The 17,679-nt window shown below is 73.0% G+C and carries 11 protein-coding genes; 8 read left to right on the top strand and 3 right to left on the bottom strand.

Going from position 1 to position 17,679, the window contains the following annotated elements:
- Window positions 1-47 precede the first annotated feature (47 nt).
- Window positions 48-2,975 carry a BTAD domain-containing putative transcriptional regulator gene (locus ACQUSR_RS12725; RefSeq protein WP_431042691.1) on the bottom strand — a complete coding sequence of 976 codons (2,928 nt, stop codon included), beginning with the start codon at window positions 2,973-2,975 and terminating at the stop codon, window positions 48-50.
- 111 nt (window positions 2,976-3,086) lie between these two features.
- Window positions 3,087-5,936 (bottom strand): ATP-binding protein, encoded by a 2,850-nt coding sequence (locus ACQUSR_RS12720; protein ID WP_431042690.1) that lies wholly within the window; start codon window positions 5,934-5,936, stop codon window positions 3,087-3,089.
- Window positions 5,937-6,084: 148 nt separating this feature from the next.
- Here ACQUSR_RS12720 and ACQUSR_RS12715 point away from each other — a divergent pair, with 148 nt between their 5' ends.
- The 7 genes from ACQUSR_RS12715 (at window position 6,085) to ACQUSR_RS12685 (ending at window position 15,002) form a co-directional block, all read left to right on the top strand.
- Complete coding sequence (locus ACQUSR_RS12715) at window positions 6,085-7,305, top strand: amidohydrolase family protein (protein WP_431042689.1); 1,221 nt, start codon at window positions 6,085-6,087, stop codon at window positions 7,303-7,305.
- 135 nt (window positions 7,306-7,440) lie between these two features.
- Window positions 7,441-8,220, top strand: coding sequence for a hypothetical protein (locus ACQUSR_RS12710; protein WP_431042688.1), 780 nt, complete (start codon window positions 7,441-7,443; stop codon window positions 8,218-8,220).
- Between the two features lie 210 nt (window positions 8,221-8,430).
- On the top strand, window positions 8,431-9,378 hold the full coding sequence (locus ACQUSR_RS12705) for a TIGR03619 family F420-dependent LLM class oxidoreductase (protein ID WP_431047548.1): 948 nt from the start codon (window positions 8,431-8,433) through the stop codon (window positions 9,376-9,378).
- 63 nt (window positions 9,379-9,441) lie between these two features.
- Window positions 9,442-10,254: an SDR family NAD(P)-dependent oxidoreductase gene (locus tag ACQUSR_RS12700; RefSeq protein WP_431042687.1), complete on the top strand. Its 813-nt coding sequence runs from the start codon at window positions 9,442-9,444 to the stop codon at window positions 10,252-10,254.
- 72 nt (window positions 10,255-10,326) lie between these two features.
- On the top strand, window positions 10,327-11,451 hold the full coding sequence (locus ACQUSR_RS12695; RefSeq protein ID WP_431042686.1) for an LLM class flavin-dependent oxidoreductase: 1,125 nt from the start codon (window positions 10,327-10,329) through the stop codon (window positions 11,449-11,451).
- A 54-nt stretch (window positions 11,452-11,505) separates the two neighbouring features.
- Window positions 11,506-13,242, top strand: coding sequence for an N-acyl-D-amino-acid deacylase family protein (locus ACQUSR_RS12690; protein WP_431042685.1), 1,737 nt, complete (start codon window positions 11,506-11,508; stop codon window positions 13,240-13,242).
- A 194-nt stretch (window positions 13,243-13,436) separates the two neighbouring features.
- On the top strand, window positions 13,437-15,002 hold the full coding sequence (locus ACQUSR_RS12685; protein ID WP_431042684.1) for an APC family permease: 1,566 nt from the start codon (window positions 13,437-13,439) through the stop codon (window positions 15,000-15,002).
- A 90-nt stretch (window positions 15,003-15,092) separates the two neighbouring features.
- On the opposite strand, the gene ACQUSR_RS12680 is transcribed toward ACQUSR_RS12685, so the two are convergent.
- Entirely contained in the window at window positions 15,093-16,616 is a 1,524-nt protein-coding gene (locus ACQUSR_RS12680; protein ID WP_431042683.1) for a CehA/McbA family metallohydrolase, read from the bottom strand.
- A gap of 179 nt (window positions 16,617-16,795) precedes the next feature.
- On the opposite strand from ACQUSR_RS12680, the gene ACQUSR_RS12675 reads away from it, so the two are divergent.
- A complete protein-coding gene (locus ACQUSR_RS12675) occupies window positions 16,796-17,647 on the top strand; it encodes a TIGR03619 family F420-dependent LLM class oxidoreductase (protein ID WP_431042682.1) in 852 nt (283 codons plus the stop codon).
- The last annotated feature ends 32 nt before the right edge of the window (window positions 17,648-17,679 follow it).

The raw sequence follows: 17,679 nt of genomic DNA, 5'->3' as shown, positions 1-17,679 counted from the left end.
CTGCCGGGTGGCGATAAACGATTGATGAACGCTCCGCTCGCGTTCCGCTACGCGGCGGCCGCGGGCGTCAACAGCAGGCGGACGTCTTCCGCCTCTGCCGCGTTCAGGCGCTCGTGGATGGCCAGCGCCTCGCGCCAGCAGGCCCGGGCGCGGTCGGGCTGCCCGAGGGCGTCGAGCGCCTTGCCCAGCACCGTCAGCACCGTGCCGCGGCGCCATTCACCGCCGATGAACCGCAGTGCCAGGGCCTGTTCGGCGTGGGTCGCCGCCTCCGCCGGGCGATCCGCCGCCAGGTGGACCTCGGCCAGCCGGGCGTGCGTGGACCCCTCCCAGAGGCGCTGCCGGTTGTCGTGGAACAGCGCCAGCGCCTCGGTCAGCTGGACCATCGCATCGGCGTGCCGGTCCGCGTGCAGCAGTGCGAGGCCGAGCGCGTAACGGCCGTTGGCGACCCGCAGCGCCATCCCCAGGCCGCTGTAGATCTCCGTGCCCTCGGCGGCCAACTCGATGGCGCTGTCGGTGCGGCCGGTCGCCGCGTGCACCCTGGAGGTGTTGCAGAGCACGCTCGCCACGCCGGGCAGGTTGCCGTCGGCGCGGAACGCCTCGAGCGCCTGGCCCAGGTACTCCTCGGCGTCCTCGTACCGCTTCTGGTACAGCGCGATGATGCCGCGGTCGTTCGGCGATTCGCAGGCGGGAACGGGATCTTCCGCCGCCAGCGCCAGGAGCATGGCGCGCCGGGCCTCCTCCTCCGCTTGCTCGAAGCGGGAGGCGAACCGGTTCATGTGGGCGATCCTCAGCCTGGCGCGGCCCTCGGCACGCGGGTCCTCGGCGGCGTGCGCCGCGTCCCTTACGGCCAGTGCCGCCACCTCGTACTGCCGGGAGTTGGAGCCCGACTCGGCCAGGTCCGTGGCGGCGAGGAGCAGATCGACCGCGCGCCGCAGTGTGGCGCCGCGGGCGCACTGCTTGACGCATGCCAGCAGGCAGTCGGCCTCCGCGAACAGCCAGTCCAGGGACTCCTTGCGGTCGGCGAAGTCCAGCCCCGGGTAGCTGGTGGGCTCCAGGTGGTCCACCAGCCGGTCGCCCGGCCGCTCCAGAGCGAACACCCGGGCCGCGCTGGCCAGATAGAAGTCCAGCAGCCGCGACCGCGCGGCGTCCCGCTCCGCGGGGGGCTGCTCGTCCCGCTCGGCGCAGGCGCGCGCGAACAACCGCACCAGGTCGTGGTAGCGGTAGCGGCCCGGCGCGGCGGACTCCAGCAGGCTGGTGTCCACCAGCGACTCGAGCAGGTCCTCGGTGTCCGCGACGCCCATGTCGAGTACGGCAGCGGCGGCGGCCAGCGAGATGTCGGGACCGTCCGCCAGCCCCAGCAGCCGGAAGGCGCGGGCCTGCTGCGGTTCCAGCTGGCCGTAGCCGAGTTCGAAGGTGGCCTTGACGGCGAGGTCGCCGGCGCGCAGCTCGTCCAGCCGGCGCCGCTCGTCCGCGAGCTTGCGGGCCAGGACCGACACCGACCAGGTGCGGCGGGACGCCAGCCGGGAGGCGGCGATCCGGATCGCCAGCGGCAGGAAGCCGCAGGCGGCCACTACGTCCATGGCGGCGTCCCGCTCGGCGTTCACCCGCTCCCGCCCGACGATGCGGGTGAACAGGACGAGCGCCTCCTCCGGGCTCATCACGTCCAGGTCCACCAGATGGGCGCTCTCCAGGTCCACCATGCGGTTGCGGCTGGTGACCAGGGCCGCGCAGCCGTCGGCGCCGGGCAGCAGCGGACGCACCTGGGCGGCGTCCCGGGCGTTGTCCAACAGGGCCAGGATGCGGCGGCCGTCCAGGAGGGAGCGGTAGAGCGCGGCGCGCTCCTCGACGCCGTCGGGGATGGCGTTGTCCGGGGTGCCGAGGGCCCGCAGGAAGGAGCCCAGGACGGCCTCCGGCTCGGCGACGACCGGGCCGGTGCCCTGGAGGTCGACGTAGAGCTGGCCGTCCGGGAAGTGGTGCCGCGCGGCGTGCGCCACATGCACGGCCAGGGTGGTCTTGCCGACGCCGCCGATCCCGGCGACCGCCGACACGGCCATGACGCTGCCCTCGCTGCTGCCCAGCTGCTCGCTGAGCTCCTGTACGAAGGCGGCCCGGCCCGTGAAGTCCGCGACGGTCGCGGGCAGCTGGGCGGGGCGCACGAACGTCGCCCCGGCGCCGGAGTGCTCCGCGACGGCGCTGGCGGGCGCGGCCAGCTCGGCGTCCGCCTGCAGGATGCGCTGCTGGAGCTCGGAGAGCTCCGGGCAGGGATCCACCCCCAGCTCGTCCGCCAGCAGCCGGCGGGTGTCGGCGTAGACGGCCAGCGCCTCCGCCTGCCGCCCACTGCGGTACAGCGCCAGCATCAGCAGCTCGCGCAGCCGCTCGCGCAGCGGATGGGCGGCGGTCAGCGCGGTCAGCTCCGAGACCGCCTCCGCGTGGTGGCCGAGCTCCAGGTCCAGGTCGAGCCGGGTCTCGATGAGCGAGCGGTGCCACTCCTCCAGACGGGCGCGCTGGGTCTCCGCGTACGGGCCGGAGAGGCCGGCCAGCGGTTCGCCGTCCCACAGCGCCAGTGCCTCGCCGATCAGTTCGCGGGCCCGCTCCCGGTCACCGGAGTGCCGTGCCTTGTCCGCCTCGGCGGCCAACTGCTCGGCCACTTCGGTGTCCAGGGCGCCCATGCCGGTGCGGATGGCGTAGCCGCCGGACTCGCTCACCAGGGCCTCCGCCTCCGCCCCGAAGGCTTTGCGGAGCCGGGAGGCGTACGTACGCAGCGCCGCCACCGCCGCCTGCGGCGGCTCCTCGCCCCACAGCCCGTCGACCAGTTCCGGGGCCGTCGCGGTGCGCCCGCCGCGCAGCAGCAGGGCCGCGAGCAGCGCACGCTGCTGCGGTGAGCCGAGGCCCAGCGGTTCCTCGCCCCGCCAGGCCCGGACCGGTCCGAGCACGGCGAAGCGCAAACGCGGCCCGTGCCCCTTGTCGCCGGTCATGGTCTCCCCCTGCCTGTGCCTGCCAGTCGCACCGGTCAGTTTGCCTTGTCCATGCCCCCTGCGTCAGTAGGGGCCGGTGCTCTCCACAAGGCCCGCCAGAGTTGTCCGAACTCACACAGCTGGCGGCTCGTCAGTTTTATGCCAGGAAATCGATTCTGTTCCGTTTAGCAGGCGCGGGTACGGCGGTTGGGGCCGTCCGGAGGAGCCGTCCGGCGGGCGGTCCGGGGCCCTCGAAGAGCCGGTGCCGGTGGCCGTGCCGGACAGCAGTTCCCGCACCTCGTGCTGCTCCGGCGACCCCAGGTGCTCGTAAATGGCGAGCGCTTCGTCCCAGCATGCGCGCGCTCGGTCGGTCTGTCCGATGGCGTCAAGCGCTCTGCCGAGCAGTGTCAGGAAGGCGCCACGGCGCCACGCGCCGCCCATGCCGCGCAACGCCAGTGCGCGCTCGGCGTGTTCCGCGGCGAGCGCCGGACGGTCCGCCAGTAGAAGGGTTTCGGCCAACCGGTAGTGCGTCATGCCCTCCCAGAGCTGCTGGCGGCACACTCTGAAAATGCCCAGAGCGCCGGTCAGTTGGGTCACGGCCTCGTCCGGGCGGCCCGCCCGGGTGAGCGCGATGCCCAGGGCGTACATGCCGTTTCCGAGCCGCAGTGAGACCCCAAGCCTCCGGTAGATGGCCAGCGCCTGCTCGATCATCTCCAGCCCGTCCTGGGTGCGTCCGGTGTTCAGCCGGGTCCTGGCCAGGTTGGACAGCGCGCTCGCCTCGCCGGGCTCGTCGCCGATGGCGCGGAAGGCGCGGAGCGCCTGGGCGAAGCACTCGGCGGCGTCCTGCTGCCGGTTCTGGTTCAGGGCGATGATGCCGCGCTGGTTGTACATCCGCCCGATGAGCGGATCGGCGGCGGCGCGCCCCAGCTCGATGGCCCCGCGCAACTCGCGGTCCGCCTCCTGGAACCGCCCGCCGAAGTTGCACAGGTGCCCCAGGGTGGAGCGGGCGCGCCCCTCGGCGCGGGCGTCCCGGGCGGCCTGCGCCGCCTCGCGGACGGCCCGGGCCGCGGCCTCGTACTGACGGGACTTCGCGCCCGACTCGGCGAGGTCGAGGGCGACGATGAGCAGGTCGGCGGTCCGGCGCAGCATGGGTGCGCCGACGCACTGCCGGGCGCACGCGATCAGGCTGTCGGCCTCGGTGAACAGCCAGTCCAGGGCCTGTGCGGGGGTGGTGAAGGCCGGCCCGCGCCGGGCGGTGGGCGCCAGATGCTCCACGGTCGGGTCGCCGGGGCGCTCCATCGCGTGCACCCGGCCCGCCGTGGCGAGGTAGAAGTCCAGCAGCCGGGAGAGCGCCGCTTCCCGCTCGGCGGGCCCCTGGTCGCGTTCGGCGCACGCGCGGGCGTACAGGCGCACCAGGTCGTGGAACCGGTAGCGGCCGGGCACCGCCGACTCCAGCAGGGAGATGCCGACCAGGGAGTCCAGCAGCCGCGCGGTGGCGTCGGTGTCCATGTCGAGTACGGCAGCGGCGGCGGCGAGCGAGATGTCGGGGCCGTCGGCGAGGCCGAGCAGCCGGAAGGCGCGGGCCTGCTGGGGTTCCAGCTGGCCGTAGCCGAGTTCGAAGGTGGCCTTGACGGCGAGGTCGCCGGCGCGCAGCTCGTCCAGTCGGCGCCGCTCGTCGGCGAGCTTGCGGGCCAGGACGGAGACGGTCCAGGTGCGGCGGGCGGCCAGCCGGGAGGCGGCGATCCGGATCGCCAGCGGCAGGAAGCCGCAGGCGGCCACCACCCGCCTGGCCTCCTCGCGTTCGACGTCGGCGCGCTCCTGCCCGACGATGTGCGCGAAGAGCGCGTACGCCTCCCGTGGGCTCATCACGTCGAGGTCGACCAGGTGGGCGCTGTCCAGGTCGGACATCCGGGCCCGGCTGGTGACCAGCGCGGCGCAGCCGTCGGTGCCCGGGAGCAGCGGGCGGACCTGCGCGGCGTCGCGGGCGTTGTCCAGCAGCGCCAGGACGCGGCGGCCGCCGAGCGCGGAGCGGTAGAGCGCGGTGCGCTGCTCCACGCCGTCGGGGATCGCGGCGTCGGGGGTGCCCAGGGCGCGCAGGAACGAGCCGAGGACGGCCTCCGGTTCGGCGGGCGAGGAGCCGGTGCCCCGCAGGTCGATGTAGAGCTGGCCGTCGGGGAAGTGCGCGCGGGCCTCGTGCGCGACATGGACGGCCAGCGCCGTCTTGCCGATGCCGCCGGTGCCGGCCACGGAAAGGACCGCGGGCGTGCCGCCGCGCACGGAACCGAGCCGGGCGCTGAGCTCGCCGACGACGTCCGTGCGGCCGGTGAAGTCGGCGACAGTGGCGGGCAGCTGCGCGGGCCGTACGGGCGCCGCGGGGGAGGGCGGCGCGGCGGGCGCGCCGGCGGGCCGGGCCAGGTCCGGGTCCCGGCGCAGGATGCGCTGCCGGGTCTGGGTGAGCCGCTCGCCGGGGGCGATGCCGAGTTCGGCCGCGAGCAGCCGGCGGGTGTCGGCGTAGACGGCCAGGGCCTCCGCCTGCCGCCCGCTGCGGTACAGGGCCACCATGAGCAGCTCGCGCAGCCGCTCGTGCAGCGGGTGCGCGGCGGTGAGCGCGGTGAGCTCGGAGACGGCGTCGGCGTGCCGGCCGCGCTCCAGCGCCAGGTCGAGCCGGGCCTCGGCCAGGGCGAGATGCTCGTGCGGGTGCTCCCGCGTGTGGGCTTGAGGGCGGTCCTGCGGGCGGTCCTGGGCGCGTTCGGGCGCGTGGGCCGCCGCGTGGTCTTCCGCATGGTCGCGTCGGCGCGCCTGGAACGGTCCGGTGCCGGTGTGCGCCCCGGTATCCCCGTGCGCCCCGGTCCCCTCGTCGGCCCCGTCGGCCCCGGGGGCGGCATGCGCCCCATGGTCCTCGCCGTCCGGGTGGCCGCCGGCCGGGCCGAGCGCCGTGGAGTGCGGCGGTCGCCTGTGCCCCTGCCCCTTGTCCTGGGCCATGGTTTCCCCCTGCGCGTACTTTCTCGCTGCGCTGGCCAGTCTGCCCTGCCGGGCCCGTCACGTCAGCACGGATGCGCGTGAGTACGTACCGGGAAGGGGTGGCGACTCAGAGCTGACGCATCGTCAGATCGGCGCTACGGTGGCACCCATGGAGAGCTTCCCGGAGATCATCTCGGTGGACGACCACACGGTTGAGCCCCCGCACGTCTGGCGGGACCGCCTTCCGTCGAAGTACCGCGACGTGGGCCCCCGCGTCGTCCGCGCCCCGCTGAAGGACCTCACCTTCGTGGGCGGCAGGTTCGCCCCCGTCATGGGCGGCCCCGGGGACGAGGGGCCGCTCGCGGACTGGTGGGTCTACGAGGACCTGCGCCGCCCCCTCACCCGGCTGGACACGGCCGTCGGCTACGACCGGGACGAGGTCAGGCTCGAAGCGATCACCTTCGAGCAGATGCGGCCGGGTTCGTTCTCGGTACCGGAGCGACTGGCCGACATGGACCTCAACCATGTCCGCTCCGCCCTGTGCTTCCCCACCTTTCCGCGTTTTTGCGGACAGACGTTCACCGAGTCCAAGGACCGCGAACTCGGGCTGCTGGGGGTGCGGGCGTACAACGACTGGATGGTGGAGGAGTGGTGCGGGCCGCAGGCGGGCGGGCGCCTGATACCGCTGACCCTCATCCCGCTGTGGGACCCGGAGCTGGCCGCCGCCGAGGTGCGCCGCAACGCCGCCCGCGGGGTGCGGGCCGTCTGCTTCTCGGAGATCCCGCCGCGCCTGGGACTGCCGTCGGTGCACACCCGTGCCTGGGACCCCTTCCTCGCGGCCTGCGAGGAGACCGGCACCGTCGTCGCCATGCACATCGGCTCGTCCTCGCGGATGCCGTCCACCTCGGCGGACGCGCCCCCGGCGGTCGGTTCCACCATCACCTTCGCCAACTGCTGCTTCTCGCTGGTCGACTGGCTGATGTCCGGGATCTTCGACCGCTTCCCCCGGCTGCGGATCATGTACGCGGAGGGGCAGATCGGATGGATCCCGTACATCCTCGAGCGCGCGGACGTGGTCTGGGAGGAGAACCGCGGCTGGGGCGGGGTGGCGGACAAGGTGCTGCGACCGCCCTCGGAACTCTTCGCGGAGCACGTCTACGGCTGCTTCTTCGACGACCCGGTGGGGCTGCGCAACCTCGACGCGATCGGGGTGGGAAACGTGCTGTACGAGACCGACTATCCGCACTCCGACTCCACCTGGCCCCGCTCCCGGGAGGTCGGCGAGGCGCAGATGGCGCACCTGCCGCCCGAGACCGTGGAGCGGATCGTCCGGGGCAACGCCGTCGAACTCCTGGGGTTGACCGAGGACGGGCTCTGGGCGGGCCCCTGACCTGACCGGCCCGTACGCCCGTCCGGGTGGCGGGCCGCGGTGGTGTCCTCCGCGCGGGCGTGGCCTTCGGCGCGTGCCCGTCCCTGGCGTCCCATGATGGCCGTATCGGACATACGTAGCCATCTGGAGGCGTCCATGGGCTGGTCGGCACGGCGGGGAAGGGGGGCCGCGCTGTCCGCCTGCGCGCTGCTCATGGCGCTGGCGCTGACGGCCTGCGGCGACGGAGACGGAGACGGCGAGGAGCCGGAGCGGACCCCGACGAAGACGGCCACCCCGTCGCCGTCCCCGACCGGGACCCCGGACCCCGCGGACTTCGTCGCGAAGATCGACAACCCGTATCTGCCGCTCGCGCCCGGCACCACGTTCCGCTACCAGGGCGTCGGTGACGAGGGGCAGAAGGAGGAGGGCGTCGTCGAGGTCACCCGGCAGACCAAGGAGATCCTCGGGGTGCGCACCACCGTCGTACGGGACACCGTCCGGGAGGACGGCGAGGTCGTCGAGGACACCTTCGACTGGTACGCCCAGGACCGCGACGGCAACGTCTGGTACTTCGGCGAGGCCTCCAAGGACTTGGAGGGCGGCAAGGTCGTGAGCACCGAGGGCTCGTGGCAGGCGGGCAAGGACGGCGCCGAGCCCGGCATCGTCATGGAGGCCCACCCCAAGGCCGGGGACGTCTATCGCCAGGAGCACGCCAAGGGCGTGGCCGAGGACATGGGCGAGGTGCTCGGTCTGGACGAGGAGGTCACGGTGGCGTACGGCAAGTTCGACCGCGTGCTGAAGACCAAGGACTTCACTCCGCTGGAGCCCGACGTGGTCGAGCACAAGTTCTATGCCCGGGGCGTGGGTCTCGTGCGCGAGGAGGCGGCCGAGGGCGGCAAGGGGCACCTGGAACTGGTGGAGGTCACCCGCCCCTGATCCGGGTTCGCCCGCCCCGCCTATTGTCTGATGGTCCGTCAGATACCACGATGGCGGACGTCGGGCGCGACCGAGGGAGGCTGCGTGGGCGGCAAGGGCAAGGGCAAGGGCAAGGGCAACGGCAGCGGCGGCCGCGGCGGTAGCGGCAGCGGCAGCGGCAACCGCGGTAGTGGCGATAGCGGCGACACCGGCAGCGGTGACGGCGGCGGCATACGGGTTCTGCCACGGGACCGGCTCAGCTACGGCATCCAGCTCCCGGTCCAGTCGCAGAGCACCCTCTACGCCGAGTCGTGGGAGGCCGGGGCGGGGCCCGCCGACCTGGTCGCCGTCGCCCGCGCGGCCGACCGCCTCGGCTTCGCCTACGTCGCCACCTGCGACCATGTGGGCGTGCCGCGGCGGCTGGCCGCCGCCATGGGCACCGTCTGGTACGACCCGGTGGCCACCCTGGCGTATCTCGCCGCCGCCACCGAACGGGTGCGGCTGCTCAGCCACGTCGCCGTCGTCGTACTGCGCCACCCGCTGCTCACCGCCAAGCAGTACGCCACCCTCGACCGGCTCTCCGGCGGGCGGCTGATCCTCGGGGTGGGCGCCGGGCACGTGGCGGAGGAGTTCGCGGCGCTGGGGGTGGACTTCGACCGGCGCGGAACGCTGCTGGACGAGACGGTCGACGCGCTCAAGGCGGGACTGGGCCCCGAGGAGTTCTGGGAGTTCCACGGCGAGCGCCTGGACGTCTCCGGCCTGGGGCAGGCGCCCCGCCCCGCCCAGCTGCCGCGGCCCCCGCTGTGGGTCGGCGGATCCTCGCCCGCCGCGCTGCGCAGAGCGGCGGTGCGCGGTGACGGGTGGCTGCCCCAGGGGGACCCGCGGGACCGCCTGCCGGAGCTGATCGCCCGGCTGCGCGCCCTGCGCGAGCGGGCCGGGATCGCCGAACCCGCCGAGATCGGCGCCATCGCCGAACCCTGTTACGTCGGGGCGCCGCGCTGGCGGGTCGGCCGCCGGACCCTCGCCGGACCCGGCGAGCGGATCGCGGAGAGCCTGCGTGCGTACCGGGCGATGGGCGTGGACCAGGTCCAGGTGCGCTTCCGCAGCCGCGACAGGGGTGAACTGACCGACCAGATGGCGGCGTTCGCCGCCGAGGTCGCCCCGCACCTGACCGACTAGGCGGAGACCTGGGGGCGGCGCCCCCAGGGCACATCCAAGGGCCGCAACCTCAGGGAGGCAACGGTGGGCAAGCTCGAGGGACGCGTCATCCTCGTCACGGGCGCGGCGCGCGGCCAGGGCGCGGCGGAGGCACGCCTGTTCGCCGCGGAAGGCGCACGAGTCGTACTGACCGACGTCCTGGACGGCCAGGGCGAGGCGCTGGCCGCGGAGCTCGGCCCGGACGCGGCGGCCTACGTCCACCTCGACGTCGGCGCGGAGGACGACTGGGCGGCCGCCGTCGCCGCCGCCAAGGCCCTCTTCGGCAAGATCGACGGACTGGTCAACAACGCCGGCGTGCTGCGCTTCAACGAGCTGGTGAACACCCCGCTGGAGGAGTTCGAGACCGTGGTGCGGGTCAACCAGGTGGGCGCGTTCCTCGGGATGCGGGCGGTGGTCCCGGAGTTGGCCGCGGCGGGCGGCGGGACGATCGTCAACACCGCCTCCTACGTCGCGCTGTCGGGCATGGCCTTCCTCACCGCGTACGCCGCGACGAAGGCCGCCGTCGTCGGGATGACCCGGGTGGCGGCGATGGAGCTGGCCGGGCGCGGCATCCGGGTCAACGCGATGTGCCCGGGAGCGGTGGACACGGCCATGACCAACCCGGCCCTGCTGGACCCGGGTGCGGGCCCCGCCGTCCCTGCCGACGCGGCCGAGGCGCCCCAGGCCGCCGAAGCCGCGGACGGGCTGTACCGCAAGCTCGTGCCGCTCGCCCGGATCGGCCGGCCCGAGGAGGTCGCCCGGCTGGCGCTCTTCCTGTCCTGTGACGACTCCTCGTACATCACCGGCCAGCCGTTCGTCATCGACGGCGGCTGGCTCGCGGGCGTCTCCGTACTCTAGAATCTGACGCATCGTCAGATTAGGCTCGGTTGTCAGACCGCTTCGCGTCACTCGTAACCCCCAGGAGCGACCGTGGAATTCGGGATCTTTGTCCAGGGATACGTACCGGAGAGCCGGCGGCGGGCCGACCCGGAAGCCGAGCACCACGCGCTGATCGAGGAGACCGAGTACGTCATCCAGGCCGACCGGTCCGGCTTCAAGTACGCCTGGGCCTCCGAGCACCACTTCCTGGACGAGTACTCGCACCTGTCGGCCAACGACGTCTTCCTCGGCTATCTGGCGCACGCCACCGACCGCATCCACCTCGGCTCCGGGATCTTCAACCCGCTGCCGCAGGTCAACCACCCGGCCAAGGTCGCCGAGAAGGCCGCGATGCTCGACCACCTGTCCGGCGGGAGGTTCGAGTTCGGCACCGGGCGCGGCGCCGGCAGCCACGAGGTCCTCGGCTTCCTGCCGGGCATCACCGACATGGACCGCACCAAGGAGATCTGGGAGGAGACGATCGCCGAGTTCCCCCGGATGTGGCTCCAGGAGGAGTACGAGGGGTTCTCGGGCACGCACTGGTCGCTGCCGCCGCGCAAGGTGCTGCCCAAGCCGTACGGCCGCGCGCACCCCGCCATGTGGTACGCCGCCGGGTCGCCGTCCTCGTACGCCATGGCGGCCGAGAAGGGCCTCGGCGTGCTGGGCTTCAGCGTGCAGAAGGTCTCCGACATGGAGTGGGTGGTCGACTCGTACAAGACGGCGATCGAGCGGGCCCGGCCGGTCGGCGGCTTCGTCAACGACAACGTCATGGTGACCTCGACGGCGATCTGCGCCGAGACCCATGCCAAGGCCGTGGAGATCGCCGTCGGCGGCGGACTGCACTACCTCCAGTCGCTGCTCTTCCGCTACCACGACACCTTCCCCCGCCCCGACGGCATCCCCGAGTGGCCGCAACTGCTCCCCGAGTACACCGAGGAGGTCGTTGAGCTGCTGATCGCGGAGGAGCTGATGATCTGCGGCGATCCGGACGAGGTGTTCCGGCAGTGCGAGCGCTGGGAGCGGGCGGGTGCGGACCAGCTGTCCTTCGGGCTGCCGATCGGCATCGGTTACGAGGACACGCTGAACACCATCAAGATCATCGGCGAACACGTGATTCCGAAGATCGACACCGACCCGGTGCACCGGACGACCCGGTTCCGCCAGACGGCGGGCTGACCGGGGCCGGCGCGGCGGGGCCGGGGTCATCAGGCGCGAGAAGGGAGTCCGGCCATGCTCGACCACCTCATCCGCGGAGCGACGCTCGTGGACGGGACGGGCGCACCCGCCCGGGTCGCCGATGTGGGGCTGCGCGGCGGGCGGGTCGCGGTCGTCGCGGCACCGGGCGAGGTGGGAGAGCCGGCCCGCGGCGCCGAGGACGCGACCGGGCTGGTGCTCGCCCCCGGCTTCGTCGACCCGCACACGCACTATGACGCCCAGCTGTTCTGGGACCCGTACGCCACCCCCTCCATGCACCACGGCGTCACCACCGTCGTGGGCGGCAACTGCGGCTTCACCCTCGCACCGCTGCATCCGGACCGCCCCGAGGACGCCGACTACACCCGCCGCATGATGAGCAAGGTCGAGGGCATGTCGCTGGCGGCGCTGGAGCGGGGCGCCCCCTGGAACTGGTCCTCCTTCGGCGCGTACCTCGACGCCCTGGAGGGCCGGATCGCCGTCAACGCCGGGTTCATGGTCGGGCACTGCGCACTGCGCCGCCATGTGATGGGCCCGGACGCCGTCGGCGGCCGGCCGGACCAGGCGCAGCTGGAGCAGATGCTGGCACTGCTGCACGAGGCCATGGACGCCGGGGCCTGGGGGCTGTCCACCACCCAGTCGGGCACCCACTCCGACGGCGACGGCCGCCCGGTCGCCTCCCGGTACGCGGGGCCCGACGAGCTCATCGCGCTGTCCCGGGCGGTCGGCGAACACGAGGGAACCCAGCTGGAGGCCATCGTCCCCGGGTGCCTGGACCGGTTCGCGGACGAGGAGATCGACCTGCTGGTGGCGATGACCGCGGCCGCCGGACGCCCGCTGAACTGGAATGTCCTCACCATCGACGCGGCCGTGCCGGAACGGGTGCCGCGCCAACTGGTGCCCAGCGAGCGGGCGCGGCGGGCGGGCGGGCGGATCGTCGCGCTGACCATGCCGATCCTCACTCCCATGAACATGTCGCTGGGCACCTTCTGCGCGCTCAACCTCATCCCGGGGTGGGGCGAGGTCCTCGGGCTGCCGGTGCCGGAGCGGATCGCCCGGCTCCGCGACCCGCGGGTGCGGGCGGAGCTGCTGCGGCGTGCCCGGGGCCCCGAGGCCGGGGTGTTCCGGCGGCTGGCGGACTTCGACCGGTACGTCATCGGCGACACCTACACGCCCGCCAACGCGGGACTGACCGGCCGGGTCGTGGCGGAGATCGCCGCCGAGCGGGGGCAGGACGCCTTCGGCACCCTGGTGGAGATCTGCGCCACCGACGAGCTGCGCACGGTGCTGTGGCCGATGCCGACCGACAACGACCCGGACAGCTGGGAGCTGCGGCGGCGGACCTGGGAGCACCAGGACGTGCTGCTGGGCGGCTCGGACGCCGGGGCGCACCTGGACCGGATGTGCGGGGCGCCGTACACGACGCGTTTTCTCGGCGACTGCCTGCGGGGGCGCCGGCTGGTCGGCCTGGAACGCGCCGTACGGATGCTGACCGACGACCCGGCGCGGCTGTTCGGGCTGCGTGGGCGCGGCCGGATCGCCCCGGGCCGCCACGCCGATCTGGTGCTCTTCGACCCGGAACGGATCGACGCGGGCCCGGCCACGCTGGTGCACGACCTGCCGGGCGGCGGTCCGCGGCTGGATTCGCGGGCGGTGGGCGTGGTGAGCGTGCGCGTGGGCGGTGTGGAGACCGTACGGGACGGCGCGGTGACCGGCGCGATACCGGGCCGGGTGCTGCGGTCGGGCCGCGACACGGCGACAGGAAAAATTTGATTCAGGGCAAAACGGGCAGTGCTGCGGTTCTCGTATCGCGGAAGAATGCGGGAATGCCTTGCGAAGGTGTGGCCGTCCCGTCCATTTCCTTTGCATTGCTTGATCGAGTGCCGGTTTCCCTGGGTAATTCAAGGAAAAGCTTTTCGGATTCAAGTATTCCGGATGTGGAAACCGCAGCATTTAACGTCCTGTTCATGGTTGATGTGGAAGCGCGGCCGCAGGCTGGAGACGCGGTACCGGGAGTCGGCGACGGTGCCGGCGATGTGCGTGCCAAGGGGCTCAGCGGCAACTCGGTGGGACTGGTCGGCAGCGCCGTCATCGGCATCTCGACCGTGGCCCCCGTCTACTGCCTCACCTCGACGCTCGGCCCGACGGTCGGCGAGGTCGGGCCGCAGATGCCCGCCGTCTTCCTCGCCGGGTTCCTGCCGATGCTGCTGGTCGCCTTCGCGTACCGCGAGCTGAACAAGGCCGTGCCGGACTGCGGCACCTCCTTCACCTGGACGGTGAAGGCGTTCGGCCCGCGTGTCGGCTGGATGTGCGGCTGGGGCCTGGTGATCGCCACGATCATCGTGCTCTCCAACCTCGCCGGCGTCGCCACCTCCTTCTTCTATCTGCTGCTCGGCGAACTCACCGGCAGCGGTTCGGTCGCCGCGCTGGACGACAACAAGCCCGTCCACGTCCTCACCACCCTCGTCTTCATCGCCGTCGCCACGGCGATCAGCTACCGGGGCATGACCGTCACCAAAGGCGTGCAGTACGCGCTGGTCGGACTTCAGCTCGCGGTGCTCGCAGTCTTCGCCGTGCTCGCCGTGGCCAAGGCCCGCTCCGGCGACTTCGCGGGGTCCATCGACTTCTCCTGGACCTGGCTGGACCCCTTCGCCATCGAGTCCTTCTCGGCGTTCACCGCCGGCCTGTCACTCTCGATCTTCATGTTCTGGGGCTGGGATGCCTGTCTGACGGTCAACGAGGAGACCCAGGGCAGCGAGAAGACCCCCGGCCGCGCCGCCATGCTCGCCATGGCCGTCCTGATCGCCTCGTACCTGCTGACCGCCGTCGCCGCCCAGATGTTCTCCGGCGTCGGCACCAAGGGCCTGGGCCTGGGCAACCCCGACACCTCCGGCAACGTCTTCGCCGCCCTCGCCGACCCCGTCATGGGCACCGCCCTCGGCGTGCTGCTCTTCGTCGCGGTCCTGGCCTCCGCGGCCGCCAGCCTCCAGACCACGTTCATCCCGGTCGCCCGCACAGTCCTGGCGATGAGCGCCTACCAGGCGCTGCCGCCCTCCTTCGCCCGCGTCCACCCCCGCTTCAAGTCCCCCGGCAGGGCCACCGTCGCGGCGGGCATCGCCACCGGCGTCTTCTACGCCGTGATGACCTACCTCAGCGAGAACGTGCTCATCGACACGATCTACGCGCTGGGCCTGATGATCTGCTTCTACTACGCCATCACCGCCTTCGCCTGCACCTGGTACTTCCGTGCCGAGCTGCGCCGTTCCGCACGCGACCTGTTCCTCAAGGGCGTCCTCCCGGTCCTCGGCGGACTGCTGCTCGCGGCCGTCTTCTTCAAGACGCTGATCGACATCCGGGATCCCGCGTACGGCACCGGAAGCTCCGTCCTCGGCGTCGGCTCGGTCTTCGTCATCGGCGTCGGGCTGCTGCTCCTCGGCCTGGTGATCATGCTGGTGATGCAGCGCCGCAGCCCGGCGTTCTTCCGCGGCCAGGTGCTGGCCCGATCCACCCCGGCGCTCGTCGTCGAGGACTGACGCCGGACCGGCGGACGGGCCGGACCGGCAAGGGGCCCAGGGCCGCACCGCCACCCGGCGGTGCGGCCCACGGCCCGCCCGCCGCCCCCGCTACGCCTCACCCAGGAAGATCGGGTTCGTCAGCGCGGCCATCGGACCCGGTATCCCGGACGCGCCGCCGTCCGCCGCCGCGTGCCGCACCTCCGCTCGCACATACGCCGCGTACGAGGCAGTGGTCCGCCATTCCACCGCGCCGGACCCGGACGGCGGCAGGGCCGCGGTGAACAGCTGGCCCTGGTCGGTGACGAAGCGCACCGAGCAGTCCGCCCCGACGCCGGAGACCTCCAGCCGGACCGTCACCGCCTCGTCGCGCCCGACCCTCAGGCGTCCGCCGATGTCCGCGTGCCGCCCCGGGCCACCGGTCGCCGAGAACGCCAGCCCGACCGCGGCGGACTCCGCTATCCAGCACCGGCCGGCCCGGATGCCGTCCTGGATCGCGGTGCGCGACAGGTCGTCGGCGAGCACCACGGTCTGCGGCATCCCCACCACCTGCGGTTCCCGGTGGGCGTCGCTGTGGCCCACGGCCGGCAGCCAGCGACCGCCCGAGCGGACCGAGGCCACCAGGGTGTTGTCCCACTCCGCGATCGTCACCTCGTCATCGGGAGTGAACGTGCTGTTCCACACCTCGACCGCGTCGGCCTCGTTGAACCCGAACTTCCAGTTGCAGCCGACGCAGGTGCCGTGCGGGTGCGCCGGGATCACCAGCCCGCCCGCCTGCCGGATCTTGCGCGCGTACCGCCCGAAGGCGTTGTCCCGGGCCCGGTAGCGCCAGTCGATGAAGACCCCGGGATCGGTGCCGAGCGCCACCACGTGGCCGTTGCGCGTGGTGACCTCCTCGCCGGTGAGAATCAGCAGGTCATCGCCCCACAAGCCCTCGAACGCGCCATGGCTGGAGGTGGTGTTGTGCTCGGTGGTGGTGATGAAGTCCAGCTTGGCGGCGCGCGCCGCGGCCACCAGCTCGGCGGGGGTGCGCTTGCCGTCCGAGTGCACCGTGTGCAGATGGCTGTCCCCGCGGTACCAGGCACGCCCCCGCCCCCTCGCGCGCTGCGGCGGATACACCGGCCTCGGGGTCTCGCCCTGTTCCCCGAACCGCAGCGTCACCGTCACCTCGTACGCCAGACCCTGCGGCGCGACCGTGTACGGGCCGAGCACGACATGCCAGGTCCCCGCGTTCACCGGACCCGCCAGATACCCGGGCGTCGCCTCCTCGGCGCTGATCGCGAACGCCGTACGGGCCCCGCCGGACCAGCCGCGGAAGCCGCGCCCGCCCAGCTCGTTGCCCCGCTCGTCGAATATCCCGATGTCGCAGGCGTTCCCCTGGGTGCCGGGCGGTACCACGGGCTTGTCGTAGCTGTAGGAGACGGCGATCTCCCGGACCCCGCGCGGCACCTCGACCGGCAGATAGACGAAGTCCGGCGACCCGGTCGGCAGATGCCCGCGGACCGTCCGCGTCCGCTCGTCCCGCGCCCCCGCGCCGTCCTGGTCCTCGGCGTGGGCGAACGTCACCGGGTCGAGTGTCAGCGCCCCCGCCGCACCCGCCAGAGCCGAAAGCCTGAGTACATCGCGTCGTCGCATCCGTGCCCCCCAGAGTCGGAAGTGCCGCGTGACACTGTTGTACGCCCACGCGACGCGAAGCGAAACGCCTGTGGATAACCGGGTGACGGTGCGAGAACATGCCCGGACCGGTGCGAGAACATGCACGCGACCAGCACCGTCCCGCTCCATCAGGCCCCTCGCGGAGGTGTCCACCCGGCATGCGGATCTCCACCACCATCTTCCTCACCGACGAGACCATCCGGCCCGTCCGACTCGCGCACGAGCTGGAACAGCGCGGCTTCGCCGCCCTCTACCTCCCCGAACACACCCACATCCCCGTCAGCCGCGACACCCCCGCCCCCGGCGGGGGACCGCTGGCCCGCGCCTACGGCCGCACCCTCGACCCCTTCGTCTCCCTCGCCCAGGCCGCCGCCGTCACCACCCGGATCGGCCTCGCCACCGGCATCACCCTCGTCGCCCAGCACGATCCCATCGCCCTCGCCAAGCGCGCCGCCACCCTCGACTTCGTCTCCGGCGGACGGTTCACCCTCGGCGTCGGCTTCGGCTGGAACGTCGAGGAGGCCGCCGACCACGGCGTCCACTGGCCCGCCCGCCGCCGCCTCGTCCGCGACCGCATGGCCCTGATGCGGGCGCTGTGGGCCGCCGAGCCGACCGCCTACGAGGGGGAGTTCGACTCCGTGAGCGCCAGCCACGCCCACCCCAAACCGGTACGGAACCGGCAGCCCGGCGACCCGCTCACCGGCCCCCGCACCCTCCTCGGCGGCGCCGCGGGGCCGAGGCTGTTCGCCGACGTCGCGGCCCACGCCGACGGCTGGCTCCCCGTCGGCGGCCGCGGACTGACCGAAGCCCTCCCGCGGCTGCGCCGGATCTGGGCGGACGCCGGCCGCGACCCGGCCGCGCTGGAGGTCGTCCCGTACGCCGTACTGCCGTCTCCGGGCAAGCTCGCGCACTACCGGGACCTCGGCATCGCCGAGGTGGTGCTGCAACTCCCGCCCGGCGACGACACCGAGGTCCTGCGCACGTTGGACGCGTACGCGCAGTACCTGTGACCGGGGGTGGGTTGCGGCTGCCGGGCCGCCGC

This window comes from Streptomyces sp. P1-3 (genome assembly GCF_050613155.1).
Classification (GTDB): domain Bacteria; phylum Actinomycetota; class Actinomycetes; order Streptomycetales; family Streptomycetaceae; genus Streptomyces.
The sequence above is the reverse complement of the archived record's forward strand: the minus strand, read 5'-3'. Positions and strand labels throughout refer to the sequence as shown.

Excerpts from the sequence above, each read along its gene's own strand:
- ACQUSR_RS12725 (WP_431042691.1), bottom strand. The coding sequence starts at position 2,975 with ATGACCGGCGACAAGGGGCACGGGCCGCGTTTGCGCTTCGCCGTGCTC.
- ACQUSR_RS12720 (WP_431042690.1), bottom strand. The coding sequence starts at position 5,936 with ATGGCCCAGGACAAGGGGCAGGGGCACAGGCGACCGCCGCACTCCACG.
- ACQUSR_RS12715 (WP_431042689.1), top strand. The coding sequence starts at position 6,085 with ATGGAGAGCTTCCCGGAGATCATCTCGGTGGACGACCACACGGTTGAG.
- ACQUSR_RS12710 (WP_431042688.1), top strand. The coding sequence starts at position 7,441 with ATGGGCTGGTCGGCACGGCGGGGAAGGGGGGCCGCGCTGTCCGCCTGC.
- ACQUSR_RS12690 (WP_431042685.1), top strand. The coding sequence starts at position 11,506 with ATGCTCGACCACCTCATCCGCGGAGCGACGCTCGTGGACGGGACGGGC.
- ACQUSR_RS12685 (WP_431042684.1), top strand. The coding sequence starts at position 13,437 with ATGGTTGATGTGGAAGCGCGGCCGCAGGCTGGAGACGCGGTACCGGGA.
- ACQUSR_RS12680 (WP_431042683.1), bottom strand. The coding sequence starts at position 16,616 with ATGCGACGACGCGATGTACTCAGGCTTTCGGCTCTGGCGGGTGCGGCG.
- ACQUSR_RS12675 (WP_431042682.1), top strand. The coding sequence starts at position 16,796 with ATGCGGATCTCCACCACCATCTTCCTCACCGACGAGACCATCCGGCCC.